Origin of the sequence: Aeromicrobium ginsengisoli (assembly GCF_004134905.2) — a bacterium.
Taxonomy (GTDB): Bacteria; Actinomycetota; Actinomycetes; order Propionibacteriales; family Nocardioidaceae; genus Aeromicrobium; species Aeromicrobium ginsengisoli.
On the sequence record NZ_SDPQ02000001.1, the window covers coordinates 1,100,406 to 1,127,013 of the forward strand.

A 26,608-nucleotide genomic window follows, 5' to 3' on the forward strand; every position below is an offset into this window, starting at 1 on the left:
GACCTGGTCGCCCATCCCGACACGTCGCGGTGCGTGAGTCGGCTATCCGAGCGACGGACAGACGACCAGGTCACCGCCACACCGTCAGTCAGGCTTCTTGGCCCCTGCGCCAACGCACCCCAGCCTCGATGAAGTCGTCGATCTCGCCGTCGAGCACGGCCTGCGTGTTGCCGGTCTCGTACTCGGTGCGCAGGTCCTTGACCATCTGGTAGGGGTTGAGGACGTAGTTGCGCATCTGGTCGCCCCACGACGCCTGCACGTCGCCGCGCAGCTCGTCGAGCTGCGCCCGCTCCTCGGCCTTTTTGAGCGCCAGCAGCTTGGCCTTGAGGATCACCATCGCGCTGGCCTTGTTCTGCAGCTGGCTCTTCTCGTTCTGGCAGCTGACGACCGTGCCGGTCGGGATGTGCGTCAGGCGTACGGCGGAGTCCGTCGTGTTGACGCTCTGCCCGCCGGGACCCGACGAGCGGAAGACGTCGACGCGGATGTCCTCTTCGGGGATGTCGATCTCGTCGGTCTCCTCGAGCACCGGCACGACCTCGACCGCGGCGAACGACGTCTGGCGCCGGCCCTGGTTGTCGAACGGCGAGATGCGGACCAGGCGGTGCGTGCCGGCCTCGACCGACAGCGTCCCGTACGCGTAGGGCGCCTTGACCGCGAACGTCGTCGACTTGATGCCGGCCTCTTCGGCGTACGACGTGTCGTAGACCTCGACGCTGTAGCCGTGGCGCTCGGCCCAGCGGATGTACATGCGCTGGAGCATCAGGGCGAAGTCGGCGGCGTCGACGCCACCGGCGCCGGAGCGGATCGACACGAGGGCGTCGCGCTCGTCGTACTCGCCCGACAGCAGCGTGCGGATCTCGAGGGAGTCGATGGCCTTCTGGATGCGTACGAGCTCGGAGGCGACTTCAGCCGAAGCGGAAGCATCGTCCTCCTCGAGGGCCATCTCGTGCATGATCTCGAGGTCGTCGAGACGTCCGCGCAGACCTGTGACCCGCTCGACCTCGGCCTGGAGTGCGGAGAGCCGGCTCGTGACGCGCTGCGCGTTGGCCTGGTCGTCCCACAGCCCGGGATCGCCGACCTCTTCCTGGAGGGTCGCGATCTCCGCGCGAATCGAGTCGAGATCGAGGACCTTCTCGATCGACGTCAGGGTCGCGTCGAGGGCCTTGGTCTGCTCTGCAAAATCCGGTGTCGCCACCCGACGAGGTTACAGGGAGCGGTCAGATGCTCTTGCGGCGGAACTCCGGCGACTGCGTGGGACCGTTGGCTCCGTGCGACTTCTCGCTGCCGTCGTGCTCGGCGCCTTCGGCGGTCGCGTGGTGCTTGCCCTTCTTCTTCTCCAGCGCCTCGCGGAACTTGGCCTTCATGTCGGACTTGTTGTCGGTGCCTTCTGATTCAGCCATACGTCCACCCTATGCCAACCTGTGATGGGATCGACCCATGGAGAAGGACTGCCTGTTCTGCGGCATCATCGCCGGGACGACTCCCGCCACGATCGTCCTCGAGACCGATGACGTCGTCGGCTTCCTCGACGTACGCCCGGTGTTCAAGGGGCACACGCTGCTCGTGCCGCGCGAGCACGTCGTGACACTGTCCGACCTGCCCGAGCCGCTGATCGTGCCGTTGTTCAGCACCGCACAGCGCGTCGCCGACGCCATCACGTCGGGGCTCGGCGCGCAGGGCACGTTCGTCGCGATGAACAACGTCGTGTCGCAGAGCGTCGCACATCTGCACGTGCACGTCGTCCCCCGTACGAAGGGCGATGGCTTGCGAGGATTCTTCTGGCCACGCACGAAGTACGCCGACGGCGAGGCCGAGGAGTACGCCGCCAAGCTCCGCGCTGCCCTCGACGGCTAGGCGGCCGCGCCGGGGCCGGGCAGCACGTCGATGTCGCCGGCGTGCATCGGCTCACCGCAGCCGGAGCAGCGCAGGTCGACGCTGCTGATCTCGCCGCACGCGTGATGGCGATAGAGCACCGGCGGTCCGGCCTCCCCCGCCAGCCACGTGTCACCCCACCGCACCATGACCATCAGCACGTCGACGAGATCGGTGCCCTTCTCGGTCAGGTGGTACTCGTGGCGCGGCCGGTTGTCGTACGGCCGGCGCTCCAGCACGCCGTGCTCGACGAGGTGGTTGAGCCGCTCGGTCAGCACCTTGCGGGAGATGCCGAGGTCGGACTGGAGCTGCTCGAACCGGTTCATCCCGACCCACACGTCGCGCAGGATCAGCGGTGACCAGGGCTCGCCGATGACATCGAGGGTGCGGGCGATCGAGCAGGCCATAGCACCGAAGTCCGTACGTTGCATGGCTTCATCGTAGCGCATTGGGGTTCCCTCAAGAAACTTTAGATGTTACGGTCGCAGAGTCTCTTCACGGAACTCGAAAGGAATCACGATCATGAGCAAGGTCTTCACCGCCATGTCGGTCTCGGTCGACGGCTTCGTCACAGGGCGCAACGCCCGTCCCGGCCACGGGCTCGGTGACGGCGGGGCACTCTTCGACTGGTTCTTCACCGGGGATGTCCCCAGTCAGGTGTTCGACGGCTTCACGCTCAGCGCTGCCAGCGCTCCACTGTTCGACACTCTGGCGGAGCGCGTCGGCGCCTCACTCGCCGGGCGCAAGACGTACGACGACTCCGAGCAGTTCGGCAACGACGGAGCGCCGCACCCGACAGCACCCTTGTTCGTCCTCAGCCATCGCCCAGCCCCGGACATGGGCGACCGCCAGACTCTCGTCAGCACCGGGATCGAGGATGCGATCGCCGCCGCCAAGGAGGCGGCCGGCGACAAGGACGTCGCCCTGATGGGCGGCGGCATCGTGACCGAAGCGCTCAAGGTCGGCCTGGTCGACGAGCTGGTGCTCAACCAGATCCCGATCCTGCTCGGCGCCGGCCGGCCGTTCTTCCAGGAGCTGCCTGAGCACATTCGGCTGCGCCTGATCGAGGCCGTGCCTGCACCGGGCGTGACGCATCTCCACTACGAGGTGCAGCGATGATCGACCCCGAAGTCCGCGAGGTCCTCGACGGCACCTCGACCGCGCACCTCGCGACGATCCTTCCCGACGGGGCACCCCATTCGGTGCCCGTCTGGGTCGGCACCGAGGGCGACCACGTCGCGATCCTCACCGGCCCGCACACCCTCAAGGCCCGCAACCTGCGGCGCGATCCGCGCGTCGCGCTCTCGATGACGCCGGTCGACAACCCGTTCCATCCCGTCATCATCCGTGGCCGCGTCGTGCAGTGGCTCGAGGGTAACGCCGCCTGGGAGGTCGTCGACCGGATCGCGATGAAATACCTCGGTCAGCCGTACGGGCGGGACGCCGAGCGCGTCGTGGCCCTCATCGAGCCCGAGCGCCAGATCGCCGGCCGCAACGAGGGCTAGTCGCCGAGCCGGAGCTGGGACGTCGCCTCGGACACGATCGTGGTCCGCGACGTCCAGCCCGGCGGCGCGATCGCCAGCTCCACGGTGCGCTCGAGACGTACGTGGACCTGGTCGCCGTCGGTGCGCACGGCGACGACCCGGATGCCGTCGCCCGTGACGTACTCACCGATGAGTCGGCGGGCCTCGGCGTCGTCGAGCGTGACCTCGCCGCGCCGGTAGAAGTCGGCGCGGCTCAGTCCGTCCGCCGCGGCGAGCGCCGCCCCGTCCGCGATGTTGTCGAGCTGCTGACGCTGCAGGAAGGCGGCCGATGAGTTGACGACCACGACAGCCAGCAGGCCGAGGAACACGAAGAAGCCGATCGTCATCACGGTGATCTGGCCGTCCTCGCGCCTCATCGCTCCCTCCGGAACGTGCCGTAGGGCTGCGTGTGGGTGCTGTCGACCGTGATGCCACCGAGCTGCGATCCGAGCGCGCTGGGCGTGAGCGGGAGCTGCTGGGTCGTACGGACGACGACCCGGACCGACGAACCCGGCTGCAGGCAGTCCGCGGGCGACGGCAGGCAGGTGATCTGGACGCTGGCGGCGGGCAGGCCCTGATCGTCGAGCGCGACCCGGGCGGCGAGCCTCGCCCGCTGCTCCCCCGAGGCGACGTCAGGTGCCTGCAAGAAGGCGCGCGCCGCGGAACGGCTCGCGGTCGACACCCCATAGGACGCACGCTGGGCGTCGAACACCGCGACAAGGATGTAGACGAAGGGCACGAGGAGCAGGATCGAGAGCCAGACGAACTCGACCGTCGCGGTGCCGTTGTCGCGGCTCACGGCTCGACGTCGCTGACGGCGTGTCCTCGTACGGTGATCGGGACGGAGGGTCCGAACAGGCCAAGGGCAGGGACCCGAGTGCGTACGACCACCTCCGTGCCGGGCACGCCGCCGATCGACGTACGGGTCGCCGTCACGTCATCGGCGTAGTGGTCGGCGAGGGCGTCACGGATCATGTCGCGGGTGCGCGCCGCGCCATCAGCCGGAGTGGCTCCCAAGGGCGCCGCCGACCGCGCACCCTCGGAGGCCGCGGCAGCCGCGGTGTTGCGTACGTGCAGCACGAGAGCCACCTGGGCCACTCCGAGCACCAGCGGAACCAGCAGCACCATGATCAGCACGAAGTCGACGACTGCCGCCCCGCGCTCGCGGCGGCCCGGCACACGCACGGCTCAGCCGCCGACCGCCGACAGGGCCTGCGTCAGCATCGACCGCAGCTGGGGGCCGGCGACCGCCGACAGCACCGCCACGATGCCTGCGCTCATGACGGTGATCATGACCCAGCCGGGGACGTCCCCGCGCTCGTCAGGGCGACGGGATCGGAAAAACGACATGTGAGTTCCTTCCTACATACCTGAGGTCAGATGAAGTCCGATGTAGCCGGGGAAGAACGCGAACACGACAGTGACCGGAAGGATCAGGAACACAACCGGCACCATCATCGCGACCTCCTTGCGGCCGCCGGCCTCCATCAGGTCGCGTCGGCCCGCCTCGCGAACGTCGGCTGCTTGGGCGTGCAGCACGTCGACCAGGGGCGTGCCGCGCTCGACCGCGATGGCCAGGCCTTCGGCGAATCGCGCGATGCTCGTGACGCCCGTGCGCGCAGCGAGCCCGTCGAACGCGTACGCCATCGGCGTCCCGGTGCGGATGTCGGCGACGACACGGGCGAGGTCGTCGGACAGCGCGCCGTGGCAGACCTTCATGATCCGCTCGAGGCCGGCGACCGGACTCTCACCGGCGGCGACCGCGAGCGCCAAGAGATCGGCGACCACCGGGAACTCCGCCTGCAGCTCCTGCTCGTGCGCCTTGACCTGGCTGGACAGGTTGTTGTCGCACATCAGGACGCCACTCACGAAACCGACGACACAGATGACCAGCAGCACCGGGACGCCCGTGCCGCGTTCGGACCACAGCAGCGCGGAGATGCCGATCGCGCCGGCAAGACCGGCCGCGCCCCACAGCACCTGGCGGATGCGGAAGTCCTCGACCGTCATGGTCGATCCCAGTCGCACGAGGCGCTGCGAAACGCTCGCGGAGCCCCCGACGAGGTCACCCACGACCTGTCCGGCCCTGCGGATCGAGGGCCCGAACACCGCCTCGACCACGCCGTGGGAGCGGCCGGGCACCACGGCGTATGGGTGTACGTCACGGAGGTAGGGTGCCAGCCGTTGGTCGAGCGAGGGGCGTCGCGTGCGCGCCCAACCAGACGCGACCAGGAGCAGACCGCTGGACAGCAACAGCCCGATCATCGCCCCGGTCACGCGAGGATCCGCTTCTCGGTGGGCAGCCGGCCGATCCAGAGCATGAGGCGATAGGCCACCACGCAGAGGACCGCGCCGCTCGTGAGGACAACCAGACCTGCGGTGGTGGCGAAGCGTTCGACCACGTCCTGCTGCAGGCACATGAACAGCAGGACGGCCCACGGCGCCCCGACCGCGAGGCGAGCACCGTTGACGGTCCAGGACTGCCGGGACTCGAGCTCGCCGCGCGTACGGAGATCGTCGCGCAGGAAGCCCGAGAGCGAGCGCAGCATGCGGCCCAGGTCGCCGCCGCCGACCTCGCGCGCGATGCGCAACGCTTCGATCACCCGGTCACCGACGGGGTCGGCGAGTCGCGCCTTGAGCAGGTCGAGCGAGTCGTGGAATCGGCCGGTCGCCTGGTAGTCGCGGCCGAACTGCCCGAACGGCGCTCGCAGGCCCTCGGGCCCGCGCTCCCCCAGCTGCATCAGCGCCTCGGGCAACGAGAGCCCCGCACGTACGGCAGACGAGAGATTGTCGACGGCATCGGGCCACAGTGCCGCGTGCTCGCGGGCCCTCCGCTCGGCTCGCCCACGCAGGATCGCAATCGGCACCGCGCTCGCCATGAGCCCGAAGATCGCACCGATTGCCGCTACGCCGGAGGCCGCCGTCAGCACCATCGCCGCGAGCACGAAGGCAACGACACACATGCCGACGATCTGTGCCGGCGAGACACCTTCGACCCCGGCGCGCGCGAGCAGGTCTGCGAGACGATTCTTGCTGCGAGCGTTGCGACGCGCGGGGTGCCACGCGGGCTCGGCGAAGGTCCAGCCGATCAGCAGCAGGCCGACCCCGGCCATCAACCCGATCAGGGCCCCCATCGGCCGACTCCCAGCACGTCATCGAGGTCGACGCCGACCTGCTCGTACGCGTCACGGCGCAGCGGCACGCCATGGCCACGCTCGAGCCGGCCCGCACGGCGTACGTAGACCGGTTCGGACTCGATCAGGTCGTTCTCGACACGGCCCGTGACCGCGACGATCTCGCGTACGGCGCGGCTGCCATCGTCGTCGATGCCGGTGTGGACGACGATGTCCACGGACGAGGCGACGGTCGGCACCACGAACCTCGACCCGATGTTGTCGCCGGCCAGCAGCGGGAGTGTGCACAACTTGACCAGCGCCTGCCGTGCGGAGTTGGCGTGGATGCTGGCCATGCCGGGAAGCCCGGCGTTGAGAGCGAGCAGCAGGTCGAGGCACTCGGCCGCCCTGACCTCGCCGACGATGATGCGGGACGGGCGCATCCGCAGCGCTTCCTTCACGAGCACCCGCAGCGAGATCTCGCCGGTGCCCTCGAGCCCGGCCTGCCGCGTCTGCATCGCGACCCAGTCGGGGTGGCCGCACTGCAGCTCGAAGACTTCCTCGACAGAGACGAGGCGCTGGGAGCCCGGAATCGAGGCAGCGAGGCAGTTGAGCAACGTCGTCTTGCCGGCCTGCGTACCGCCGGACACCACGATGTTGAGCCCGGCAGCGACGCTCGCATCGAGGAACGCGGCACTCTGCTCGTCGAGGGTGCCGAGCGCGACGAGGTCGGTGAGCGAGTGGGCGCGTGCGACGAACTTGCGGATGTTGACGGCGGCGAAGCCTCGCGAGATGCCGTCGAGCACGACGTGCAGCCGATGCCCGCCCGGCAGCATGGCGTCGACGAACGGCTGGCTGATGTCGAGGCGGCGACCGGATGAGCTCAGCATCCGCTCGACGAGCTCGCGGACCTGCTCGGCGGTGAGGATCAAGGAGGTCAGCTCGTGCCGGCCGCCTCGTGCGATGAAGACACGGGAGGGATCGTTGATCCAGATCTCCTCGACCGTGTCGTCGTCGAGGAACTGTTGCAGCGGCCCGAACCCCGACACGTCAGCGACGATCTGGCCGATCACCAGCTCCGGTTCGTCGAGCGAACGCACGGCGCCGGTCAGGCTGCGGGACTCGTGCTCGGCGATGACGTCGAGGGCTGCCTGGCGTACGGACACCGCATCGGTGCGCGGGTCGATGCGGCGTTGGCGCACGAGATCGCGCACGCGGTCGGACAGGGCCGACGTCGACGATTCCACTCCCAGAACCTCTTCCCCCGAAGAAGTGACTTGGGAAGAGATAGTGCCTGAGTCCCGACCCGTTTGGGAAGAGGCTGTCGCTGTGAGCTGTGGAGAAGTGCCGTCTCATCGAGAAGTGCGACGAGTCAGCTGGCTGCCGGCGCCCCGACCCGGATTCACCAGCGAGCCCAACGTTTGAGTGCCATTCTGATCGCATCGACTCTCGGGTACGCCCAACTGACCGGAGGCGACAATGTCCACTCCCAAACTGCCCATGCTCAAGACCGTGGAAGAGACAGACGACCCGTTTGACCCGGAGAGTCTTGACGGTCTGGCAACGTGGACCGGAATCGGGTTCACGACACTGTCCGGAGTCCTGACATTCATCGGGACCAAGGACGGCTACCTCCAACGGATCCTGGCGGAGAATGCCACCGCCTCGATGTGGGTGTTCGTGCTGGTGGGTCTCGGCGTGGTCGCGTCACTCTTCGCCATGGCAACCAAGACAACCGTGCATGTGTACGCCGCGTGGGTCATCGCAGCAGCCCTCGCGCTGGCAACGATCTCCGCAAGATTGTTCGATGACTTCGGCGAAACCACGATCACCGGGAAGATGCTTCTTGTCTGTGTGGTGCTCGCGGCTGTCGCACTCGTGTGGACCGCGAGCGTAGGCACCACGATCGCCTTGCCAGCCGCGCTCCTTGCCGTCGCCGTAGCTGCGACGTCGATGGGGCTCTACGGCGGCGTCAAGCTGTCGGTCGCCTCTCGATCCTTGCCTGAGGAGCTTCAGACCCGCGCAAGCTTGGAAACCAAGGGCGGACGCGACTTCGTGAAGGTCACGGTTGCCGGCTCACAGCAGAAGAACTCCGTCGGCACGGTCCAGGTCGTCATCCAGGATGCGCGCAAGAACAAGGCGGGCAAATTCCCCCTGCGAATCATCGGCCGCGCCAAATTCGCGCCCGACACGTCGAACGATGTGGCTGAGACTTTCAACTTTCCGATCGACCTCGCATCCAGCCGACGTGTCTTCGTGCAGTCGTGCGTTGGCAAGAGGTGCACTCCTCACGAGGTTTGGCGTATCACGTCACCCGCCGCCAAGAAGAGCAAATGAAGTCGTCCGGATAGCGGCGAGAAATCCTGCGTGGGACCTCCTCGAGGGACTCGTCTCAGCAGGCGCATGAAACGATCGTGCGTATGACGTGGACCGTGCCGACCCCTACTCCCGCGCCTGAGGGCCCCATGACCGGACCCGACCGGCCGCTGCTCGAGGAGATGCTGGCGCACCATCGCGTCACCCTGCTCAACATCTGCGCCGGGCTGACCGCCGAGCAGCTCGCGTCGCGGCCGATCCCGTCGACGAGCATCACGTTGCTGGGGCTCGTACGTCACATGGCCAAGGTCGAGCGCATCTGGTTCCGCAAGCGCCTGGCGCATCAGGACATCGAGCACCTGCACAACTTCGAGGCCCGCGACGACACGGACTTCAAGGTCATCGATCCCGCGGACGCCGAGCGCGCCGTGGCCGAGCTGCTCAACGAGCAGCGCGAGGCGGAAAAGGCGGCCAAGGCTCTCGACTTCGACGTGACGTTCGACAGCCACGGCGAGGACATGTCGCTGCGCATGCTCTACATCCACATGATCCAGGAGTACGCCCGGCACAACGGTCACGCCGACCTGATCCGTGAGGCGATCGACGGCGTGACCAGCCGCTGAACGACAGTTGCCCACATCCCCGGTTCGGCGCGATGGACTGTGTCGGAGGCGTGGTCTAGTCTGGGATCAGTCGAACATATGTTCTACTGATCGGGGGTCATGGTCGCCGAGCTCGTCCCATCGCCGCCACCGTTGGTGGGCTGCCTGGACGCGCTCGATGCCGTGCTGGACGACATGCCGGTCGAGGCATACGCCGAGCTGGATCCCGCGATGCGGACGACGCGGGCTCGCGGACGCGAAGGTGTAACTCCATGTCACCTTCGATCGTTGTGACCTGCAACACTTTTCTGAGTCTGAGGAGCACCTTCGTGCGTCGTCTTGCCGTCACCGTATTCAGCGTCCTGGCCATCGGCGCAGCCGCGACGATTCCCGCCGCCGCTGCGACCACCGCACCCTCCCCCGCGACCGCCGACTCGTACGGCACGGTGCGCAACATCGTGCCGGCCGGCCAGCGCGGGTCGATCAACGCGCTGCAGCTCGCACAGGTGCTGCTCGGCGGCAGCCTGACCGCAGTCGACGGCAAGAACGCACCGAAGAACTACGCCGACCAGCTCGAGATGTACGACGACCTGGCGAAGCACACGCCGACCCAGATCACCGACGCCGTGGTCGACAAGGACTACAAGAAGGCCGGATTCGTGCCGGAGAAGGTCATCAGCACCGAGACCCCCAAGCCGGGCGTGACGATCGTGCGCGATGCGTACGGCGTCCCCTACATCACGGGCAAGACGTACACCGACACGATGTTCGGCGCCGGGTTCGCCGGCACGCAGGACCGGATGTTCCTCATGGACGCGCTGCGTCACCTCGGCGCGGGTCGTGGCGCGGAGTTCGTCGGCGGCACGCCGGGCAACATCGCGATGGACCGGGCGCAGGTCCGCTCGGCGTACTACACGCCCAAGGAAGCCCAGGACCAGCTCCAGATCATCGCTGACGAGAACGGCGCAGAAGGGCAGCGACTGCTCGAGGGCGCCGACGCCTACCTCGCCGGCATCAACGCGGCGCAGAACCAGATGTGCCCCCTCGGCCTGCCGACCGGGCTCAACTGCCCGGCGGAGTACCTCGCCCTTCAGAAGAAGCCGACGCCGTGGACCCGGGCCGACCTGACGTACGTCGCCTCGCTCGTCGGCGGCATCTTCGGCAAGGGCGGCGGGCAGGAGTACGCCAACAGCATCTACTACGGCGAGCTGGTCAAGAAGTTCGGCACCGCCAAGGCCGACAAGATGTTCGCCAGCCTGCGCGAGAAGAACGACAAGGAGGCGCCGACCACCTCGACGCTGTCGTTCTCGTACGACAACAAGGCGTTCAACCCGCACCAAGCCGGCGTGGCGATCCCCGACCTCACTGGCGCCCACGGCACCGGGTCGGGCGACGATGCCGGCAGCACCAATCCCATCGAGACGTTGCTCGACGCGCTCAAGCTCGGCCTCACCGGCGTGCCCAACCAGATGGAGACGCCGTCGGGGACGATCGACCTCAGCAGCCTGTTCGCCGCCAACGGCATGAGCAACGCACTGCTCGTCGGCGCCACCAAGACCAAGACCGGTCACCCGCTAGCGGTGTTCGGACCGCAGACCGGCTACTACAACCCGCAGCTGCTTAGCGAGCAGGTGCTGATGGGTCCCGGCGTGTTCGCGCGCGGCGTCTCGTTCGCCGGCACCAACCTCGTCGTCGAGCTCGGCCACGGACTCGACTACGCCTGGTCGGCGACGAGCTCGGGCAGCGACAACATCGACACCGTGATGGAGAAGCTCTGCAACGCCGACGGCAGCGCGCCGACGGTCAACTCGACGTCGTACCGCAAGGACGGCGGCGCGTGCGTGCCGATGCAGTACAACGAGCACAAGGAGACCGTGATCCCCAACATCTCGGCCCCGACGCCGCCCACGACCCTCAAGATGCAGGTGTGGCGCACCAACCACGGCATCGTGCAGACCCGCACGACGGTCAAGGGCGTGCCGGTCGCCGTCGTGATCGAGCGCAGCACGTACGGCCGGGAAGCCGCATCGATCCTGGGCTTCTCGCGGTTCAACAACCCCGACTACGTCAAGGACGCGACGACGTTCAAGCAGGCTGCGAACGGCATCGACTACACGTTCAACTGGTTCTACGCCGACAACCGCGACATCGCCTACTTCTCGTCCGGCCGCCTGCCCATACGCGCGGCGGGCACCGACACCGACATGCCGCGGTGGGCCGGCAAGGCGTACGACCCGACCGGCTGGCTCAGCGCCGCCAAGCACCCGCAGCAGATCAACCCCTCGACGGGCTACCTCGCGAGCTGGAACAACAAGCCGGCGCGTGACTTCGCGGCCGCCGACGACAAGTGGTCCGACGGCTCGGTGCACCGCTCCGAGGCGCTGAGCCGGCGCGCGTCAGCGGCGATCGCCGCGGGCAAAGTCGGCCGCGCCCAGCTGGCCGGCATCGTCGAGGACGCCGCGACCGAGGACGTACGCGCCAAGTCGCTGCTGCCGGGTCTGCTCAAGGTGCTCGGCGACGACCCCAAGACCGCCGAGGCGCGCAAGCTCCTGTCGGCATGGCTCGCCGCCGGCGCACACCGCGTCGACTACGACCGCGACGGGACGTACGCCCACCAGGCCGCGATCCGGATCTTCGACACCTGGTGGGAGGACGGCGACAAGTCCCTCGCCTACGACTTCGCCACGCCGGGCCTCGGATCGGTGCTCGCTCGGGCGATCCCCCAGCCGCTCGACGACCATCCCCGCACAGGTCAGGGCTCGTCCTGGCTCGGCTCGCCGTGGTACGGCTACATCGACAAGGAGCTGCGTCAGCTCACCGGTTCGACGGTGCAGAGCCCGTACGCCTATCGACTCTGCGGCACGCTCACGACCTGCCGCACAACCTTGCGGACGTCGTTGCTCGACGCGGTCCAGCGGGCCGAGACGGCGCAGGGCGTCAGCAGCCCGAGCCAGCTGACGTACGACAAGTCGCTCGACTACATCCGGCCGACCACGGGTGGCGTCGTGGAGGTCCGGCCGATCGACTGGCAGAACCGTCCGACGTTCCAGCAAGTCGTTGACTACCGGACGCATCGGGCTCGGTGATACTGGTCGGCATGAGACGGACTCTGCCGGCAGCCATCGTGATCCTGTTGCTCACAGCGGGGTGTGGTGGCACTGACGAGCCCAAGGGCGCGGACGAGCCCACGACGACGTCCGCGCCGACGACTGAGCCGACCATGACCACCCCGACGACCCCGGCTCCGTCGACGACCCCGACGCCGACGCAGCCCACGAAGGCCTCGACGCTGATCGACTACGGAGACGACGAGATCACGGTGGCACGCGCCGGCGACGTCGCGAAGCTGAGCGGCGCGCCCGAGGACTTCAAGGCGTTCATCGCCGCCGACCTCCAGCGTCAGCAGGCCATCAAGGACAAGGTCTGCACGGAGCGGCCGGAGATCCACGTCGGCAAGGTCGACACCCGTGGGTGGGCAGCCGGCGGCATCTTCATCCCGCAGTGCGGTGGCAATGCCGCACTCTGGGCCAAGGTCGCGGGCGGGTGGCGTGAGGTCTGGGGCGGCCAGACGCTCCCGGACTGCGCCGTCCTTGAGAAGTACGACTTCCCGGCCGGGGTGGCCGGCGGCGAGTGCGGCACAGCCGACGGCAAGACCCGCCGCTATCCCTGAGGCGTGATGGCCGCGACCAGAGGCTCGATGAGCCGCAGGAAGCGGTCCGGCGTCGCGTCGGGATTGACCGACTGCCGCATCGCCAGGCCGATGGCGTAGTCGACGGCTGCCTCGGCCAGCACCTCGATGGTCTCGTCGTCCATCGAGTCCGGCGGCACGAGCGAACGTACGACCGTCACGGCCTGCTGGATCGACGCCGTCTGCCGTCGCGTCTGGGCGGCCGCCAGCCGGGGGTCGTTCATGGTGTCGAGCAGCAGCTCGAGCTCGAGCCGCACCCACCCGGACGACATCGCCTCGGCGGCCCACTGTCGTACGCGGTCGAGGACATCGCTCGACGCCCCGCTGCCGACCCGTTCGCCGAGGGCGCTGATCTGCTCGGCCTGCAGGCGTTCGAGGACACTCAGCGCGAGGTCGGCCTTGCTGCCGAAGCTGGAGTAGACGATGCCGGTCGTGAAGCCGGCCTCCTTGGCAACCGAGGCCAGCGACGTCGCGACGTAGCCGTCACGGAGGAACGCGCCACGGGCGACCTCGAGCACGGTCTCGCGATTGCGGTCCTGCACCTGAGATCGGGTGAGCCGCGTCATGGGCTCAGCGTAGTGACCGCCGTCAGGTGTTGGCGCCGTTGCCCTGCGTGGCGGGCTGTTGCATTCCGGGGCCGCCGCCAGGCGGCATCTGGCCGCGCTGCATGCCGGGGCCGCCTCCCGGACCGCCCCTCATGCCGCCATCGGAACTGCCGCCCGCGGCGCCGAGGGCCGCGCCGGCGCCCAGGCCGAGCACGACCGCGGTGATCGCGGCGGCCACGAGCGTTCGGGTCGACCACGAGGTCGGCTGGGCAGGGCTGTCGTCAGCGATGTCACTCATGACCGCCACGATGCGGGCGCCACCTGTCACCGACCTGTGCACCCGCCCATCGCCGGCTGGGACGGCCGACCGGCACCGGCACTCACAGGTTGCTCACAGGCGGTTCTCACGCGCTCCGGGTCTGGGGGATCCACACTGAACTCATGGCTTCCACACTGACCCGGGCCGACGGGACACCCCTGCGCGTGCTCGTCGTCGACGACGAGATCAACATCGCCGAGCTGCTGCAGATGGCGCTGCGCTACGAGGGCTGGGACATCCAGATGGCGCACACGGGGCGCAAGGCCGTGGCCGCCGCCAAGGAGTTCGTCCCCGACGCGATCGTGCTCGACATGATGCTGCCCGACTACGACGGCATGGAGGTCCTGCGGAAGGTACGCGCCCAGTCCCCCGACATCCCGGTGCTGTTCCTGACCGCGCGCGACTCCGTCGAGGACCGGGTCGCCGGGCTGACCGCCGGCGGCGACGACTACGTCACGAAGCCGTTCAGCCTCGAGGAGGTCGTCGCCCGCCTCCGCGGGCTGATGCGGCGTGCCGGTGCGATGGACGCGCGGCCCAACTCGGTCATCACGGTCGGCGACCTCAGCCTCGACGAGGACAGCCGCGACGTCGTGCGCGACGGGCGCGAGATCGAGCTGACCGCGACGGAGTTCGAGCTGCTGCGCTTCCTGATGCGCAACCCGCGCCGCGTCCTGTCGAAGGCGCAGATCCTGGATCGCGTCTGGGACTACGACTTCGGCGGCCAGGCCAACGTCGTCGAGCTCTACATCTCGTACCTGCGCAAGAAGGTCGACGCCGGCCACGAGCCGATGATCCACACCAAGCGCGGCGCCGGTTACGTCCTGAAGCCTGCAGAGTAGGTCCTGTGCGCAAGTTCCTCCCCTCCTCGCTGACCGGCCGCCTCGTCGTGACCTCGGTCGCGCTGGTCGCCGTGGTCAGCATCCTCGTGGCTGCCACGGCCACGGTCGTGATGCAGTCGTACCTCACCGGCCGGCTCGACACACAGCTCGAGCAGTCCAAGATGCGTGCCCAAGGTGAGTTCGAGGGCAACCCCGGCGGCTTCCACCCTCGCGACAACGACAGCCAGAGCAACGCCTTCTGCGGCGATCCGCCGCCCCTGGCGCGCGGGCAGTCCGCCGGGAGCCTGACGGCGATCATCGCCGACGACTGTTTCGCCGGCCTCGTGATCCCGAGCAGCGGCGTCCCCCGACAGCTGTCCCGAAACGCCCTCAAGAAGCTCGCCAAGATCGAGGTGGGCGACGCTCCCCAGACGATCGAGGTCCCGGCGCTGGGCAGCTATCGCGCGGTCGCCGCCACCACACCGCAGGGCAACACCGTCGTCCAGGCCCTGCCCACCGAAGACGTCGAGAGCACGATCTCCAAGCTGATCTGGTTCGAGACACTCTTCGCGTTGCTCGGCATCGGCGTCTCGGCCGTGGCCGGACGCATCCTCGTACGCCGTCAGCTCCGGCCGCTCCGCGAGGTCGCCGCCACCGCCCACGAGGTCATCGCGATGCCGCTGTCATCGGGTGAGATCGGCGAGACCGTACGCGTGCCCGCCGAGCTCACCGACCCGGACACCGAGGTCGGGCAGGTCGGCGGCGCGCTCAACCAGCTGCTGGGACACGTCGAGGAGGCGCTCGACGCGCGGCACGAGAGCGAGCAGCAGGTGCGCCAGTTCCTCGCCGACGCGTCGCACGAGCTGCGCACTCCCCTGTCGACGATCAAGGGCTACGCCGAGCTCAGCCGGCGTACGGGCCGGGACGACCCCGACCAGATCCTCGCCAAGGTCGAGTCCGAGGCCGGCCGCATGTCAACGCTCGTCGAGGACATGCTGCTGCTGGCCCGCCTCGATGCCGGTCGCGAGGTCGACCGCAGGCCGGTCGACCTGACCCGGCTCGTCGTCGAGGCGGTCAACGACGCGCGGGTCGTCGACCCGGAGCGGCAGTGGACGTTCGACGTGCCCGACGAGCCCGTGACCGTGACCGGCGACGAGCAGCGACTCCACCAGGCCGTCACGAACCTGCTCACCAACGCAAGCCGCCACACCCCACCCACGACGACGATCGACGTACGCCTGCAGGTCGGCGACACCGTACGGGTCGAGGTGCACGACAACGGTCCCGGCATCGACCCTGCGCTCGTGCCGACGATCTTCGAGCGCTTCGTGCGCGGCGACTCGTCCCGCACGCGCGCATCAGGTGGTGCCGGCCTCGGCATGTCGCTCGTACGCGCGATCATGCACGCCCACCACGGCACGGCGGCGGTCGAGAGCACCCCGGGGGACACGACGTTCACCCTCACGCTGCCCCGCGACTGAACGCCGCTGCGACCGGGCTGAACGCCTCACAGAGGTGGCACAGACGAGCCACACGGTCGTGCCAGTCCGGTCTCGCAGCGTGGAGGCATGAACCAGACGACCCTCATCGCGCCGGCGGCCGAGCGCCGCACCGTGGCGCCCGCCTCTGACCGAACGCCCTCCACCCCGAGCTGGACGACGCGCCTCTGGCGGGGCAAGCCCGACGACTCACCACTCGTACGCCCCGCACTGCTGGGTCTGTTGCTGGCGACCGCGCTCCTCTACCTGTGGGGGCTCGGCGCGTCCGGGTGGGCCAACTCGTTCTACTCCGCCGCAGTTCAAGCCGGCTCGGCGTCGTGGAAGGCGTTCTTCTTCGGCTCCTCCGACGCGTCGAACTCGATCACGGTCGACAAGACACCGATGTCGCTCTGGCCGATGTCGCTGTCGGTCCGCATCTTCGGGCTGTCGTCGTGGAGCATGCTCGTCCCGCAGGCGCTCATGGGCGTCGGCTCGGTCGGCCTGCTGTACGCGACGGTCAGGCGTACGACCCACAATGCGTGGGCCGGGCTGCTCGCCGGTGCGACGCTCGCGCTGACGCCGGTCGCGGTGCTGATGTTCCGGTTCAACAATCCCGACGCGCTGCTGACGCTGTTCCTCATCGCGTCGGTCTACGCCACGATCCGCGCGATCGAGTCGCCCGAGCGGGCAGTCCGCTGGCTCGTGCTGGGCGGTTCGCTGGTCGGCTTCGCGTTCCTCACCAAGATGCTCCAGGCGTTCCTGGTCCCGCCGCCCCTTGCGGCCGTCTACCTCATCGCCGCCAAGCCGTCGATCGGCAAGCGCCTCGGCCACCTGCTGATCGCGTTCGGGTCGATGATCGTCGCCGCCGGCTGGTGGATCGCGATCGTCGAGCTGTGGCCCGCATCGAGCCGGCCCTACATCGGCGGCTCGCAGAACAACTCGATCCTCGAGCTCACCCTCGGCTACAACGGCTTCGGCCGGCTCAACGGCAACGAGGTCGGCTCGGTCGGCGGCGGTGGCGGCAACACCGGCGGCGGCAACTGGGGCGCGACCGGCCTGTTCCGGCTGTTCAACTCCGAGATCGGCGGCCAGATCGCCTGGCTGCTCCCCGCAGCGCTCGCCAGCCTGGCGCTCGGCGTGTGGTTCCGGCGCAAGGCCGGGCGTACGGATCGCCAGCTCGGTGGACTCATCGTGTGGGGTGGGTGGCTGCTCGTCACCGGGCTGACGTTCAGCTTCATGGCCGGCATCTTCCACGCCTACTACACCGTCGCGCTCGCCCCGGCGATCGCCGCGCTCATCGGCATCGGCGCCAGCATCCTCTGGGAGCACCGCGAGTCCGTCGTCGCCGCCCTCGGCGCCGCATTCGTCCTCGCACTCAGCGCTTCGATGAGCTTCGTCCTGCTCGACCGGGCCGACGGATTCGTCCCATGGCTCAAGTACGTCGTGGTCGTGGTCGGCGTCGGCGCCGCCCTGCTGATCGTGCTCCACCGGCTGCTGTCCAAGCGGGTCATGCTCGCCGTCGGAGCCGCCGCGGTCATCACGATGCTCGCCGGCCCCACGGCGTACGCGGTGGACACCGCGTCGACTCCGCACACCGGCTCGATTCCCACCGCCGGCCCCAACACGGGCGGCGGCATGGGCGGCGGACCCGGTGGCGGTCGCGGTGGCGGCCAGATGGGGCAGCTCCCGACGCAGAACGGCACCCGCCAGGCACCCGGCGGCACCACTAGCACCCCACGCGGAACCGGCGGCGGCACCGGCGGGCTGCTCAACGGCTCGACGTCGACCACGGCGATCAACGCCCTGCTGACGACAGACGCCAGTTCCTACACGTGGGTCGCCGCAGCGATCGGCTCCAACACCGCCTCGGGCTACCAGCTCGCGACCGAGCTGCCAGTCATGGCGATCGGCGGGTTCAACGGCTCGGACCCGAGCCCGACGCTCGCGCAGTTCAAGCAGTACGTCGCCGACGGCGACATCCACTACTTCATTGCCAGCGGTGGCGGCGGGATGAGCGCCGGCGGCAGCACCAGCACGGCGATCACGACGTGGGTGGCGGACAACTTCACCGCCAAGACCGTCGACGGCGTGACGATCTACGACCTCTCGGCAGGCATCCAGTGACCGCGGCAACGGCGTACGCCGAGCACACACCGGTTGGCACGACCGTGCTGGACATCGTGATCCCGGTCCACAACGAGGAGCGGACGCTGGTGCAGTCGGTCGAGACCGTCCGCAGGCACCTGCACACGCTGCCGTATGAGTCACGCGTGACGATCGCTGACAACGCGAGCACCGACGCGACGGGCCTCCTGGCCCATCAGCTGGCACACCGCCACGAGGACGTCTCGGTCGTGTCGCTGGCGCAGAAGGGGCGCGGGCGGGCGCTCAAGGAGGCCTGGTCCCGATCGGACGCCGAGGTGCTGGTCTACATGGACGTCGACCTGTCGACCGACCTCAACGCCCTGCTGCCGCTGGTCGCCCCGCTGCTGTCCGGGCACTCCGACCTCGCGATCGGCTCCCGGCTGGCCCGCACCGCACGTACGACCCGGGGACCCAAGCGCGAGCTGATCTCCCGGATGTACAACGTGATGCTCCGCGGGGCACTGCGGGCGCGGTTCTCCGACGCCCAGTGCGGCTTCAAGGCGATCCGGCGCGACGTGGCCGAGAAGCTGCTGCCGCTGATCGAAGACAACGAGTGGTTCTTCGACACCGAGCTGCTGGTCGTCGCCGAGCGGGCCGGCCTGCGCATCCACGAGGTGCCGGTCGACTGGGTCGACGACCCCGACAGCCGGGTCGACATCGTCCGCACCGCGGCGGCCGACCTGCGCGGCATGGGCCGGCTCGGCTGGGCCCTGCTGCGCGGGCGGGTGCCGCTGGCCGAGGTCGCCGACGCCCTCGGGCGTACGACGGCCCGCAGCGCCGGCGGACGGCTGAGCGCCCAGATGGTCGTGTTCACCCTGATCGGGATCCTGTCGACCCTCGCGTACGGCGTCCTGTACGTCGCTCTGCGCGGCCGGCTCGGTGCGCAGGAGGCGAACGCCCTCGCGCTCGCCACGACCGCGATCGCCAACACGGCGGCCAACCGGCGCTTCACATTCGGCTTCCGAGGGCCTGACGGGGCGCTGCGGCACCAGCTCCAGGGTCTGCTGGTCTTCGCGTGCGGACTCGGCGTCACGAGCGGTGCGTTGTGGACGTTGCGGGCCGCACGCGGCGAGGGGCATCCGCTGGTCGAGGTCGCCCTGCTGACCGCGGCCAACCTGTTCGTCACCGTCATGCGCTTCGTCCTGATGCGGCTGTGGATCTTCCGCGGCGTACGCGCAGAGCCGGAAACCGCAGGGTGAGCGGCGCCCCGCGCCGAAACCGGTTGTCTCGCACACGTCGATGCAGCAAGATCGACGTGTGCGGCAACCCTGTGCCCGATCGTCGCACCCCGCAAGCAGCATCTGACAGAGAGTGATGACCATGGCTCAGAAACAGACCATCCTGGGGCGCATCGGCCAGTTGACGCGCGCCAACATCAACGCCCTCCTCGACAAGGCCGAGGATCCGGAGAAGATGCTCGACCAGCTCGTGCGCGACTACACCAACTCGATCGCCGAGGCAGAGGACGCCGTGGCCCAGACGATCGGCAACCTGCGGCTCGCCGAGGCCGATCACGCCGAGGATGTCGCCGCGGTCAAGGAATGGGGCCAGAAGGCACTCGCCGCGTCGCAGAAGGCCGACTCCCTGCGTACGTCCGGACAGGCCGCGGAGGCCGACAAGTTCGACCAGCTCGCCAAGATCGCCCTGTCCAAGCAGATCGGGTTCGAGACCGAGGCCACGCAGGCCGAGCCGATGATCGCCTCGCAGAACGAGACGGTCGAGAAGCTCAAGACCGGACTGATCGGCATGAAGGCCAAGCTCAGCGAGCTGCAGACCAAGCGCGACCAGCTCGTCGCCCGCGCCAAGACCGCCGAGGCACAGGCCAAGGTCCAGGACGCGGTCCAGTCGATCGACGTGCTCGATCCCACCAGCGAGCTGGGCCGGTTCGAGGACAAGGTCCGCCGCTCCGAGGCGCAGGTCGCCGGGCAGGCCGAGCTGAATGCCGCGACGGCCGACCCATGGGACGAGCTCGAGGCATCGTCCACGGACGCCGAGGTCGAGGCCCGGCTGGCCGCGCTCAAGGGCGCCGGCACCGCCGCACCCGAGGCGGCGACCGAATGAAGCTCACCGAGTCGTTCAGCTACGAAGGTGCCGACGTCGCGACGGTCTACGGGCTGATCACCGACCAGGCGTTCCGCACCGAGTCGTGCGCCAACCAGGGCGCCCACGAGTACGAGGTCACGGTCGAGGAGTCCGGCGACGGGGCGACCGTCACGGTCATCCGTACGCAGGACGCCGACCTGCCCGACTTCGTCAAGAAGCTCACCGGCAGCACCGTCAAGGTCAAGCAGACCGAGGTGTGGAGCGGCCCCGACGCGAGCGGCAACCGCACCGCCGACGTCAAGGTCAGCATCATCGGACAGCCCGCCGAGATGACCGGCAAGGCCAAACTGGTCGCCGACGGCGCCGCGACCTCGTTCAGCCTCGACGGCGACGTCAAGGTGTCGATCCCGTTCATCGGCAAGAAGATCGAGCCCGAGGTCGCCAAGGCGATCCGGTCCTCGCTGCGCGAAGAGGTCGAGTACGGCCAGGCCAAGCTCTAGGAAGAGGTCGCTACGACGCCGTGTCCGGCCCCGCGAGGGTGCTGAGCACGGCGTCGATCTCTTGCGTGGCATACCAAGCGAGATCGCCCGTGCCATCGACGTCGAGGTGGAACGACACGACGTCGTCGAGCGTGACCGGCCCGTCGGGGTCGTCGAGCTCGGCCGCGGCGACCGCAGCACCGTTCTCCGCCGCCTCCTCGAGCGCGGCGAGCTCGTCCTCCTCGTCCTCCGACGCGGCGAGGAATGCCGGAGCGCTGATCGAGCCGCCACCGGCCAAGGCCGTCAGGTCGTCGGGGCTGACCGCGAGATAGACCCTCATGACTTGGCCGGCCTCTGACGCCCGCGCGGAGCGCGCGACCGGCGCCCCTCGACGGACTCGACGAGCTCGAGCAACGCGTCCTCGATGCACTGCGCCAGGACGTCGACGTCCGGCACGGCTTCGCGATCCGCGACGATGCCGAAGAACACCTTGCTGTTGTAGGACGTGACGCCGATCGAGACCGCCCGGCGACCACTCAGGGGGATGCACGGATAGACCTCGCTGACCGCCTCCCCCGCCATGTAGACGGGATCCTGCGGACCCGGCACGTTGGTGATGACGATCTGGTGGCCGCGACCCGCCTCGGCGTCCGCGACCCGCGCGCCGACGGCGTGGAACGTCGACGTGGCGAAGCCAGGCAGGTTGGCCAGCTTGTTGGCGGCGACCGCGGAGCCGGTCTCGCGATGATCCTTGAGCGCGTACGACACCTGGTGCAGCCGCACGACGGGATTGGACTCGCCGACCGGCAGCGACAGCAGGTGCCCGCGCACCTTGGAGCCCAGCGACGTGGGCAGGCCGTCCTCGGCGACGACCGACATCGGCACCATCGCGCGGAAGCTGGTCTTGGCGGTGACGGGCTCGGCGCGTGTCAGCATCCAGCCGCGGATGCCGCCGGCGATCACCGCCAGGATGACGTCGTTGACCGTGCCGCCGTGCTCCTCGCGTACGCGCCGGAAGTCGTCGAGCTGGGCGGCCAGCGAGGCGAACCGGCGATGCCGCGACAGCTCCGTGGACAGGACGCTGTGGGGCGGCTGGCCGTCGACGCCGACGACCGGCAGTCGCCGCGCGATCCGGCCGAGGTTGAGCTCGGCGACACGCAGCGCCTCGCCGGGGTGGCGCAAGTTGCGGTTGAGCGTGCCGACAACGAGCTCGGCGGCGTTGGGCTCCGGTCGCGGGTTCCACTCCTCGTAGGGGATGTCGCGGTCGTGCGCCGTCTCCTCCAGCAGGACCTGCGCGAGGTCGACCGTCTCGGAGCCGTCAACCAGTGCCTGATGGGCCTTGAACAGCAGCGCGACCCGACCTTCGGACAGCCCCTCGATGAGGTAGAGCTCCCACAGCGGCCGGTCGAGGTCGAGCCGTCGGGCGATGAGGCGACCGACGAGCTCGTGCAGTGCCGCGGCGGTGCCGGGTCGCGGGAGCGCCGAACGGCGTACGTGCAACGAGATGTCGAAGTTCTCGTCGTCGAGCCACACGGGCGTGCCCAGCGACGCCGGGACGGTGCGCGGGACCTGTCGGTAGCGCGGCACGATGTCGATGCGCTCGTTGATGACGTGGATCAGGCGGTCGTAGTCGAGCGGGTGATCACCGGGTTCGAGGATCGCCAGCGAAGCGATCTGACGCGGCACGGTCGGGCTGTCCTGCTGCAGGAACATCGCATCCAGCGGGCTCAACCGTTGCATGACTCTCCTCAGGGACGTCCTGCAGAGAAGTTACCACCGCGTCATGGGCTCGCAGGCGAGAGGACGGTGGGTGTTCCGACCTGTGACACGAGCGTGCGGGCCAGGACCTCGATCCGGGTCACGAACGGCGACGACGGGGCCACCTCGCGCGGCGTCCGCCCGCTGACCGCAGCGAGGTCGAGACCTGACTGGTCGAACGGCAGATGGGCCGCCGGCACCACCCCGGTGAGCCGCCGCAACGTCGCATCGACCTCGCGCTCCCGCCAGCCCAATGACGTACGTGTCATGTTGACGACCAGCGTCGGCACCCGCCCCGGCACGACTTCGGCGAGGTCGTGGAGCCCGCGTACGAGCCGCGCCAGGCCCACGGGATCGGGCCGGCCGACGGCCACGATGGCGTCGGCCTGGTCGAGCACCTGCAGGGTCGACTGATTGCGGTTGGCCGAGGGCCCGGTGCCCGGCTCGAGGGAGAACCCGCAGTCGACGACCAGCAGCTCGGCGACCGACCGCAGGCGAGACAGGACGAGTTCGAAGGCTCCCGTGCGTACCTGCGGCCACATGTCGGCTCGCGGGAGACCCGTGAGCAGGCGCAGGCGGTCGTCGATCTCCAGCAGGTGGTCGGCCGCCTCGGCCGCCCGGCCGGTGTTGGCGGCCCGGCACGCGGCCACGAGGCCGCTCACGTCGTCGAGCACCGAGAGCATCTGGCCGAGTGAGCCGCCATAGGTGTCGGCGTCGACCAACGCCGTGTCGACGCCTTGGGCGGCCGCCGCTGAGGCGAGCCCCAGCGCCACGGTGCTGCGACCCGGTGCGCCGGCCGGGCCCCACACGGCGATCAGCGGCGCGCGTACGTCCTGGGGTGCGTGACGTGGCGCCGGGGCCTCGCGCGCCACCACGGCGAGCGAGCCGAGCCGGAGCATGCGCTCGATGCCCAGGGCCCGGGACCGTGCCTCGTCGGAGTCGACCGCGGCGACCCGTATGCCGGCGTGCTCGAGCCGATAGACCGCGTCCGCGTCGAGGCCCGGCAGGTCGGCCGTGACCAGCGCAGCGGCTGCCAGGCCGGTGTCAGCGACGGCCAGGAGGTCGGCGACGTCGACGCAACGGCGTACGAGGCGGAGGTCGGTCGAGCCCTCGATCTCGCGGATCGCCGCCGCCTCCCACGGAGCACCGCCCGCGGCGAGGACGACATCCATCAGGACACCCTGACGAGGGTCACGTGTCCCGCCGCCACGGTGCTGACGACCGATCCGCGTAGCTGTGTCTTGTCGACGTCCACCAGGACCGTCTGCGCCAGCGAGCCGGCCTGCGCCGCCGCATCGTCACCCGACTCGATGACGCGCACGGACTCGAGCACCAGCCTGGCCTTGCCGGCCGGCTCGTCGCCGGGTCCCGGCCCGACCCACACGTCGACCAGGTCGCCGCGGCCGAGGTCGGCCGGCGCGGCGCCCTCGGCCACGCTGAGCGGCAGCTGACTGCGCATCGTGGCGGACCGGCGTACGAGTGCCCCCTTGTCGACCAAGGCCCCGGCCGACACGCCGTGAGCCCAGACGAGATCGTCCAGCGGAGCGGCGAACTCCTCGTTCGTGCGCAGATAGCTGCCCTTGGTCTCGGACGACAGGCGCACGCGAGTGGCCTGCAGCGTGTCGCGGTTGACCGCATCGCCCGCCGCGACGTCGGACCTGATCGACCAGTACTCGACCGTGTCGTCGCTGGCGGCCGCCAGACGAGCGCCGAGGATCGTCGCCCCCAGCACGAGCAACAGCCCGATGAGGAGTCGTGGGTCCCGCCACGCCCGGATGCGCAGTCGTTGCGCCGATGTCCTGCCTGATTCCCCAGGCCCCCGCCAGTTCGTCATGCATCGGTTGTACAGACTCCGCCTGCATTCGTCCATACCGGGGTGGGGTTGTCCACAGCCGCGCGTGGGCCGGGGCGACGCTGACACCGCGTCGTGGGAAACTGAAGCCATGCCACCCACCAGCCCGCGGTTCCTCACGCTGGCCGACGTCGCGGAGGTCCTCAACGTCACGGTGCGCCAGGTCTATGCGCTCGTCCGTTCTGGCGACCTGCGCGGCATCCAGATCGGCGGCAGGGGTCAGTGGCGCATCGAGAACGACCAGCTCGAGGACTACATCGCCCGGCAATATGCTCGCGCCGAGGTCCCGGACGACGCCCACGCGCCGGCCGACGACGTCACGTCCGACCGCTGACCACCGCGATCGCGTCGAACGGCAGCACCTGATCGCGTCCTGACCCGGCCCTCAGTCTTACGAAGTCGCGGCCGGCCACGACCACCGAGCCGTCGCGCACGGTCCCGTCCACCAGCCGCACGCGGATCTCCTCACCCGCCTCGCGCAGAGCCCGGAACACGTGGCCCCATCCCAGCGCCTCGCCCACCGCCGTCGAGGTGTCGGCGCGCCGCTCGGTCTCGTGCACGGCCACCACCGCCGCGACGTTCACGACGTGGTCCATCGCGTCGCCGCGCAGGTGCACCAGCCGCTGGTTGACCAACGTCACCTCACCTTCGACCCGGTCCGCTCCGCGCACGGCCAGCACGACCCGGCCGCCGAGCAGGTCCCGCCACGACGTCTCGGCCCAGTCGCCGTCGCGCAGCTCGTCGACCAGAGCGTCGCGCTCGTCGAGCTCGAGATCGCGCGCCTGTGCCTCGAGGTCCTCGAACAGCCGCTCCCACCGCATGCCGACGACGCTATCCCAGCCGCGCCTCGCCACGACAGCGTGCACACCCCTGTGCACAGGTGTTGACAGTCGACCTCAAACGGTCTTGTCTGTAGTCAAACGTCATCAAACGTTGTTCACGACATCGATCGGGGGGTCGGATGCTGTCTCGGGCTGGGTGGGTGCTCACGACGCTCGCTGCTTTGAGCGCGGCGCTGCTGACGCCGAGCGCCGGTGCCACCGCCACCGACCTGCGCGGAGAGAGCTTTCCCGACGCACTGCTCGCGCTCGGCTGCGTCGTGCAGCTGGCGCTGTCGACCTGGGTGCTGCTCGTCGCCGGGCTGTCACTCGTACGGGCGCCGGCGCCGCTCCTGCGGGCGATCACCCCTCGCCTGTTGCGCCGCGCGCTGTTCGCCGGGACCGCCGGCGCCCTGGCACTGGCTCCCGTGCCCGCCGATCGTGGCGGCGCACCCGGCCGGCCCCAGCACGACCTCACCGGCCTCCAGCTTCCTGACCGACCGATCGGCGCTGCCACCGTCGGCCGCGCAGCCCCGCGGGTGAGCGCCTCCCCCGTCGTCGTACGTCCCGGCGACACGCTCTGGGCGATCGCCGCCCGCTCACTGCCACGCCACGCCACCGCCGCCGAGGTCGCCCGCGCCTGCGCCCAGTGGCACGCCGCCAACCGGGACGTCATCGGTGACGACCCCGACCTGATCTTCCCCACGCAACGTCTCGTTCCGCCGCTCGGGAAGGACCCCACATGAAGACCGCGACCGCCCTGCTCGTCCCCTCACTGCAACCGTCGTTCGCCGGCCCGGTCGAACCGGCGGCGGGCCAGATCCCGCTGCCGTTCCCCGGCCTGAGCCCGGTGCTGCCGGTGCCTGTCGAGCGCGGCGACGCGGCACCCATGCGCCAGCGCGCCGCCCGGTTCATGCAGGCTTTGGTCGAGGTCCTGTCAGGTGAGCGGGCCGTGCGGCAGATGGCGGCATGGATGGCGCCCGACGTCTACGACCAGCTGACGAGCCGCCTGTCGGCGCACGCTCGCGTGCCCATGAGGGCGCGCTCGGGCCGCGGCGCCCGGATCGTCTCGGTCCACGTGGCGATGGTCCACGACGGCGCAGCCGAGATCGCCGGCCGCATGGTGCACCGCGGCCGCTCGAGGGCGCTCGCCGTACGCCTCGAGCTGCAGACCACCCATCGCGGCGACCAGGTCTGGAAGTGCACCGCCCTGACCTGGGCCTGAGCCACAACCCGCAA

Annotated in this window: 33 protein-coding genes; 16 read left to right on the forward strand and 17 right to left on the reverse strand. The window is 69.4% G+C overall.

The window, feature by feature from the left end:
• Positions 1 to 88: 88 nt before the first annotated feature.
• Positions 89 to 1,195 carry a peptide chain release factor 2 gene (prfB, locus tag ESP70_RS05475; protein ID WP_149688276.1) on the reverse strand — a complete coding sequence of 369 codons (1,107 nt, stop codon included), beginning with the start codon at positions 1,193 to 1,195 and terminating at the stop codon, positions 89 to 91.
• A gap of 22 nt (positions 1,196 to 1,217) precedes the next feature.
• The gene (locus ESP70_RS05480; RefSeq protein WP_056212555.1) at positions 1,218 to 1,400 is read right to left on the reverse strand and encodes a DUF5302 domain-containing protein; all 183 of its coding nucleotides are present in this window, start codon (positions 1,398 to 1,400) and stop codon (positions 1,218 to 1,220) included.
• A gap of 37 nt (positions 1,401 to 1,437) precedes the next feature.
• Between ESP70_RS05480 and ESP70_RS05485 the strand changes: the two genes are divergently transcribed.
• Entirely contained in the window at positions 1,438 to 1,854 is a 417-nt protein-coding gene (locus ESP70_RS05485) for an HIT family protein (RefSeq protein ID WP_149688277.1), read from the forward strand.
• On the opposite strand, the gene ESP70_RS05490 is transcribed toward ESP70_RS05485, so the two are convergent.
• On the reverse strand, positions 1,851 to 2,303 hold the full coding sequence (locus ESP70_RS05490; protein WP_149688278.1) for a winged helix-turn-helix transcriptional regulator: 453 nt from the start codon (positions 2,301 to 2,303) through the stop codon (positions 1,851 to 1,853). The genes ESP70_RS05485 and ESP70_RS05490 overlap by 4 nt on opposite strands.
• A gap of 91 nt (positions 2,304 to 2,394) precedes the next feature.
• Here ESP70_RS05490 and ESP70_RS05495 point away from each other — a divergent pair, with 91 nt between their 5' ends.
• Together ESP70_RS05495 and ESP70_RS05500 are read left to right on the forward strand one after the other, a co-directional pair.
• Positions 2,395 to 2,991, forward strand: coding sequence for a dihydrofolate reductase family protein (locus ESP70_RS05495; RefSeq protein WP_149688279.1), 597 nt, complete (start codon positions 2,395 to 2,397; stop codon positions 2,989 to 2,991).
• Positions 2,988 to 3,377: a PPOX class F420-dependent oxidoreductase gene (locus tag ESP70_RS05500; protein ID WP_149688280.1), complete on the forward strand. Its 390-nt coding sequence runs from the start codon at positions 2,988 to 2,990 to the stop codon at positions 3,375 to 3,377. The genes ESP70_RS05495 and ESP70_RS05500 overlap by 4 nt, the downstream gene beginning before the upstream one ends.
• On the opposite strand, the gene ESP70_RS05505 is transcribed toward ESP70_RS05500, so the two are convergent.
• Genes ESP70_RS05505 through ESP70_RS05530 form a run of 7 tightly spaced genes read right to left on the reverse strand, consistent with a single transcriptional unit; the run spans position 3,374 to position 7,755 of the window.
• On the reverse strand, positions 3,374 to 3,772 hold the full coding sequence (locus ESP70_RS05505; protein WP_149688281.1) for a pilus assembly protein TadG-related protein: 399 nt from the start codon (positions 3,770 to 3,772) through the stop codon (positions 3,374 to 3,376). The two genes, ESP70_RS05500 and ESP70_RS05505, sit on opposite strands and share 4 nt — an antisense overlap.
• Positions 3,769 to 4,194 carry a hypothetical protein gene (locus ESP70_RS05510; RefSeq protein ID WP_149688282.1) on the reverse strand — a complete coding sequence of 142 codons (426 nt, stop codon included), beginning with the start codon at positions 4,192 to 4,194 and terminating at the stop codon, positions 3,769 to 3,771. Before ESP70_RS05510 ends, ESP70_RS05505 begins: the two co-directional genes overlap by 4 nt.
• Positions 4,191 to 4,580: a TadE/TadG family type IV pilus assembly protein gene (locus ESP70_RS05515; protein ID WP_246161818.1), complete on the reverse strand. Its 390-nt coding sequence runs from the start codon at positions 4,578 to 4,580 to the stop codon at positions 4,191 to 4,193. The genes ESP70_RS05510 and ESP70_RS05515 overlap by 4 nt, the downstream gene beginning before the upstream one ends.
• Positions 4,581 to 4,583: 3 nt before the next feature.
• Positions 4,584 to 4,745: a hypothetical protein gene (locus tag ESP70_RS20035; protein WP_188110502.1), complete on the reverse strand. Its 162-nt coding sequence runs from the start codon at positions 4,743 to 4,745 to the stop codon at positions 4,584 to 4,586.
• Positions 4,746 to 4,757: 12 nt separating this feature from the next.
• Positions 4,758 to 5,672 carry a type II secretion system F family protein gene (locus ESP70_RS05520; RefSeq protein WP_246161820.1) on the reverse strand — a complete coding sequence of 305 codons (915 nt, stop codon included), beginning with the start codon at positions 5,670 to 5,672 and terminating at the stop codon, positions 4,758 to 4,760.
• A complete protein-coding gene (locus tag ESP70_RS05525) occupies positions 5,669 to 6,529 on the reverse strand; it encodes a type II secretion system F family protein (RefSeq protein WP_149688283.1) in 861 nt (286 codons plus the stop codon). Before ESP70_RS05525 ends, ESP70_RS05520 begins: the two co-directional genes overlap by 4 nt.
• Positions 6,517 to 7,755 (reverse strand): TadA family conjugal transfer-associated ATPase, encoded by a 1,239-nt coding sequence (locus ESP70_RS05530; protein WP_246161822.1) that lies wholly within the window; start codon positions 7,753 to 7,755, stop codon positions 6,517 to 6,519. Before ESP70_RS05530 ends, ESP70_RS05525 begins: the two co-directional genes overlap by 13 nt.
• Before the next feature lie 265 nt (positions 7,756 to 8,020).
• On the opposite strand from ESP70_RS05530, the gene ESP70_RS05535 reads away from it, so the two are divergent.
• From ESP70_RS05535 to ESP70_RS05550, 4 genes are all read left to right on the forward strand, one after another.
• Positions 8,021 to 8,845, forward strand: a complete 825-nt coding sequence (locus tag ESP70_RS05535) for a hypothetical protein (RefSeq protein WP_188110503.1) — start codon at positions 8,021 to 8,023, stop codon at positions 8,843 to 8,845.
• 128 nt (positions 8,846 to 8,973) lie between these two features.
• Positions 8,974 to 9,447, forward strand: a complete 474-nt coding sequence (locus ESP70_RS05540; protein WP_223148612.1) for a DinB family protein — start codon at positions 8,974 to 8,976, stop codon at positions 9,445 to 9,447.
• Between the two features lie 308 nt (positions 9,448 to 9,755).
• Positions 9,756 to 12,512, forward strand: a complete 2,757-nt coding sequence (locus ESP70_RS05545) for a penicillin acylase family protein (RefSeq protein WP_188110504.1) — start codon at positions 9,756 to 9,758, stop codon at positions 12,510 to 12,512.
• An 11-nt stretch (positions 12,513 to 12,523) separates the two neighbouring features.
• Positions 12,524 to 13,096, forward strand: coding sequence for a hypothetical protein (locus ESP70_RS05550; RefSeq protein WP_149688287.1), 573 nt, complete (start codon positions 12,524 to 12,526; stop codon positions 13,094 to 13,096).
• On the opposite strand, the gene ESP70_RS05555 is transcribed toward ESP70_RS05550, so the two are convergent.
• Positions 13,087 to 13,680, reverse strand: coding sequence for a TetR/AcrR family transcriptional regulator (locus ESP70_RS05555; protein ID WP_149688288.1), 594 nt, complete (start codon positions 13,678 to 13,680; stop codon positions 13,087 to 13,089). The genes ESP70_RS05550 and ESP70_RS05555 overlap by 10 nt on opposite strands.
• A 22-nt stretch (positions 13,681 to 13,702) precedes the next feature.
• Entirely contained in the window at positions 13,703 to 13,957 is a 255-nt protein-coding gene (locus tag ESP70_RS05560; RefSeq protein WP_149688289.1) for a hypothetical protein, read from the reverse strand.
• 143 nt (positions 13,958 to 14,100) lie between these two features.
• Here ESP70_RS05560 and ESP70_RS05565 point away from each other — a divergent pair, with 143 nt between their 5' ends.
• The 6 genes from ESP70_RS05565 (at position 14,101) to ESP70_RS05590 (ending at position 20,962) form a co-directional block, all read left to right on the forward strand.
• Complete coding sequence (locus tag ESP70_RS05565) at positions 14,101 to 14,817, forward strand: response regulator transcription factor (protein WP_149688290.1); 717 nt, start codon at positions 14,101 to 14,103, stop codon at positions 14,815 to 14,817.
• A gap of 5 nt (positions 14,818 to 14,822) precedes the next feature.
• Positions 14,823 to 16,277: a sensor histidine kinase gene (locus ESP70_RS05570; protein ID WP_149688291.1), complete on the forward strand. Its 1,455-nt coding sequence runs from the start codon at positions 14,823 to 14,825 to the stop codon at positions 16,275 to 16,277.
• A gap of 87 nt (positions 16,278 to 16,364) precedes the next feature.
• The gene (locus ESP70_RS05575; protein ID WP_149688292.1) at positions 16,365 to 18,398 is read left to right on the forward strand and encodes an ArnT family glycosyltransferase; all 2,034 of its coding nucleotides are present in this window, start codon (positions 16,365 to 16,367) and stop codon (positions 18,396 to 18,398) included.
• Positions 18,395 to 19,618 (forward strand): glycosyltransferase, encoded by a 1,224-nt coding sequence (locus ESP70_RS05580; RefSeq protein ID WP_149688293.1) that lies wholly within the window; start codon positions 18,395 to 18,397, stop codon positions 19,616 to 19,618. Before ESP70_RS05575 ends, ESP70_RS05580 begins: the two co-directional genes overlap by 4 nt.
• Before the next feature lie 121 nt (positions 19,619 to 19,739).
• Positions 19,740 to 20,480 carry a PspA/IM30 family protein gene (locus ESP70_RS05585; protein WP_149688294.1) on the forward strand — a complete coding sequence of 247 codons (741 nt, stop codon included), beginning with the start codon at positions 19,740 to 19,742 and terminating at the stop codon, positions 20,478 to 20,480.
• Entirely contained in the window at positions 20,477 to 20,962 is a 486-nt protein-coding gene (locus tag ESP70_RS05590) for a DUF2505 domain-containing protein (protein ID WP_188110505.1), read from the forward strand. The genes ESP70_RS05585 and ESP70_RS05590 overlap by 4 nt, the downstream gene beginning before the upstream one ends.
• Positions 20,963 to 20,972: 10 nt before the next feature.
• On the opposite strand, the gene ESP70_RS20040 is transcribed toward ESP70_RS05590, so the two are convergent.
• Genes ESP70_RS20040 through ESP70_RS05610 form a run of 4 tightly spaced genes read right to left on the reverse strand, consistent with a single transcriptional unit; the run spans position 20,973 to position 24,533 of the window.
• Positions 20,973 to 21,281, reverse strand: a complete 309-nt coding sequence (locus tag ESP70_RS20040; protein WP_188110506.1) for a hypothetical protein — start codon at positions 21,279 to 21,281, stop codon at positions 20,973 to 20,975.
• Complete coding sequence (locus ESP70_RS05600; protein WP_149688296.1) at positions 21,278 to 22,681, reverse strand: wax ester/triacylglycerol synthase family O-acyltransferase; 1,404 nt, start codon at positions 22,679 to 22,681, stop codon at positions 21,278 to 21,280. Before ESP70_RS05600 ends, ESP70_RS20040 begins: the two co-directional genes overlap by 4 nt.
• 41 nt (positions 22,682 to 22,722) lie before the next feature.
• Complete coding sequence (locus ESP70_RS05605; RefSeq protein WP_149688297.1) at positions 22,723 to 23,871, reverse strand: CpaE/TadZ family protein; 1,149 nt, start codon at positions 23,869 to 23,871, stop codon at positions 22,723 to 22,725.
• Complete coding sequence (locus tag ESP70_RS05610) at positions 23,871 to 24,533, reverse strand: hypothetical protein (protein ID WP_149688298.1); 663 nt, start codon at positions 24,531 to 24,533, stop codon at positions 23,871 to 23,873. Before ESP70_RS05610 ends, ESP70_RS05605 begins: the two co-directional genes overlap by 1 nt.
• A gap of 109 nt (positions 24,534 to 24,642) precedes the next feature.
• Here ESP70_RS05610 and ESP70_RS05615 point away from each other — a divergent pair, with 109 nt between their 5' ends.
• Positions 24,643 to 24,885, forward strand: a complete 243-nt coding sequence (locus tag ESP70_RS05615) for a helix-turn-helix domain-containing protein (protein ID WP_149688299.1) — start codon at positions 24,643 to 24,645, stop codon at positions 24,883 to 24,885.
• On the opposite strand, the gene ESP70_RS05620 is transcribed toward ESP70_RS05615, so the two are convergent.
• Entirely contained in the window at positions 24,869 to 25,372 is a 504-nt protein-coding gene (locus ESP70_RS05620) for a hypothetical protein (protein ID WP_149688300.1), read from the reverse strand. The genes ESP70_RS05615 and ESP70_RS05620 overlap by 17 nt on opposite strands.
• A 161-nt stretch (positions 25,373 to 25,533) precedes the next feature.
• On the opposite strand from ESP70_RS05620, the gene ESP70_RS05625 reads away from it, so the two are divergent.
• Positions 25,534 to 26,115 (forward strand): LysM peptidoglycan-binding domain-containing protein, encoded by a 582-nt coding sequence (locus ESP70_RS05625; RefSeq protein WP_149688301.1) that lies wholly within the window; start codon positions 25,534 to 25,536, stop codon positions 26,113 to 26,115.
• Positions 26,112 to 26,594 (forward strand): Rv3235 family protein, encoded by a 483-nt coding sequence (locus ESP70_RS05630; RefSeq protein WP_149688302.1) that lies wholly within the window; start codon positions 26,112 to 26,114, stop codon positions 26,592 to 26,594. The genes ESP70_RS05625 and ESP70_RS05630 overlap by 4 nt, the downstream gene beginning before the upstream one ends.
• The last annotated feature ends 14 nt before the right edge of the window (positions 26,595 to 26,608 follow it).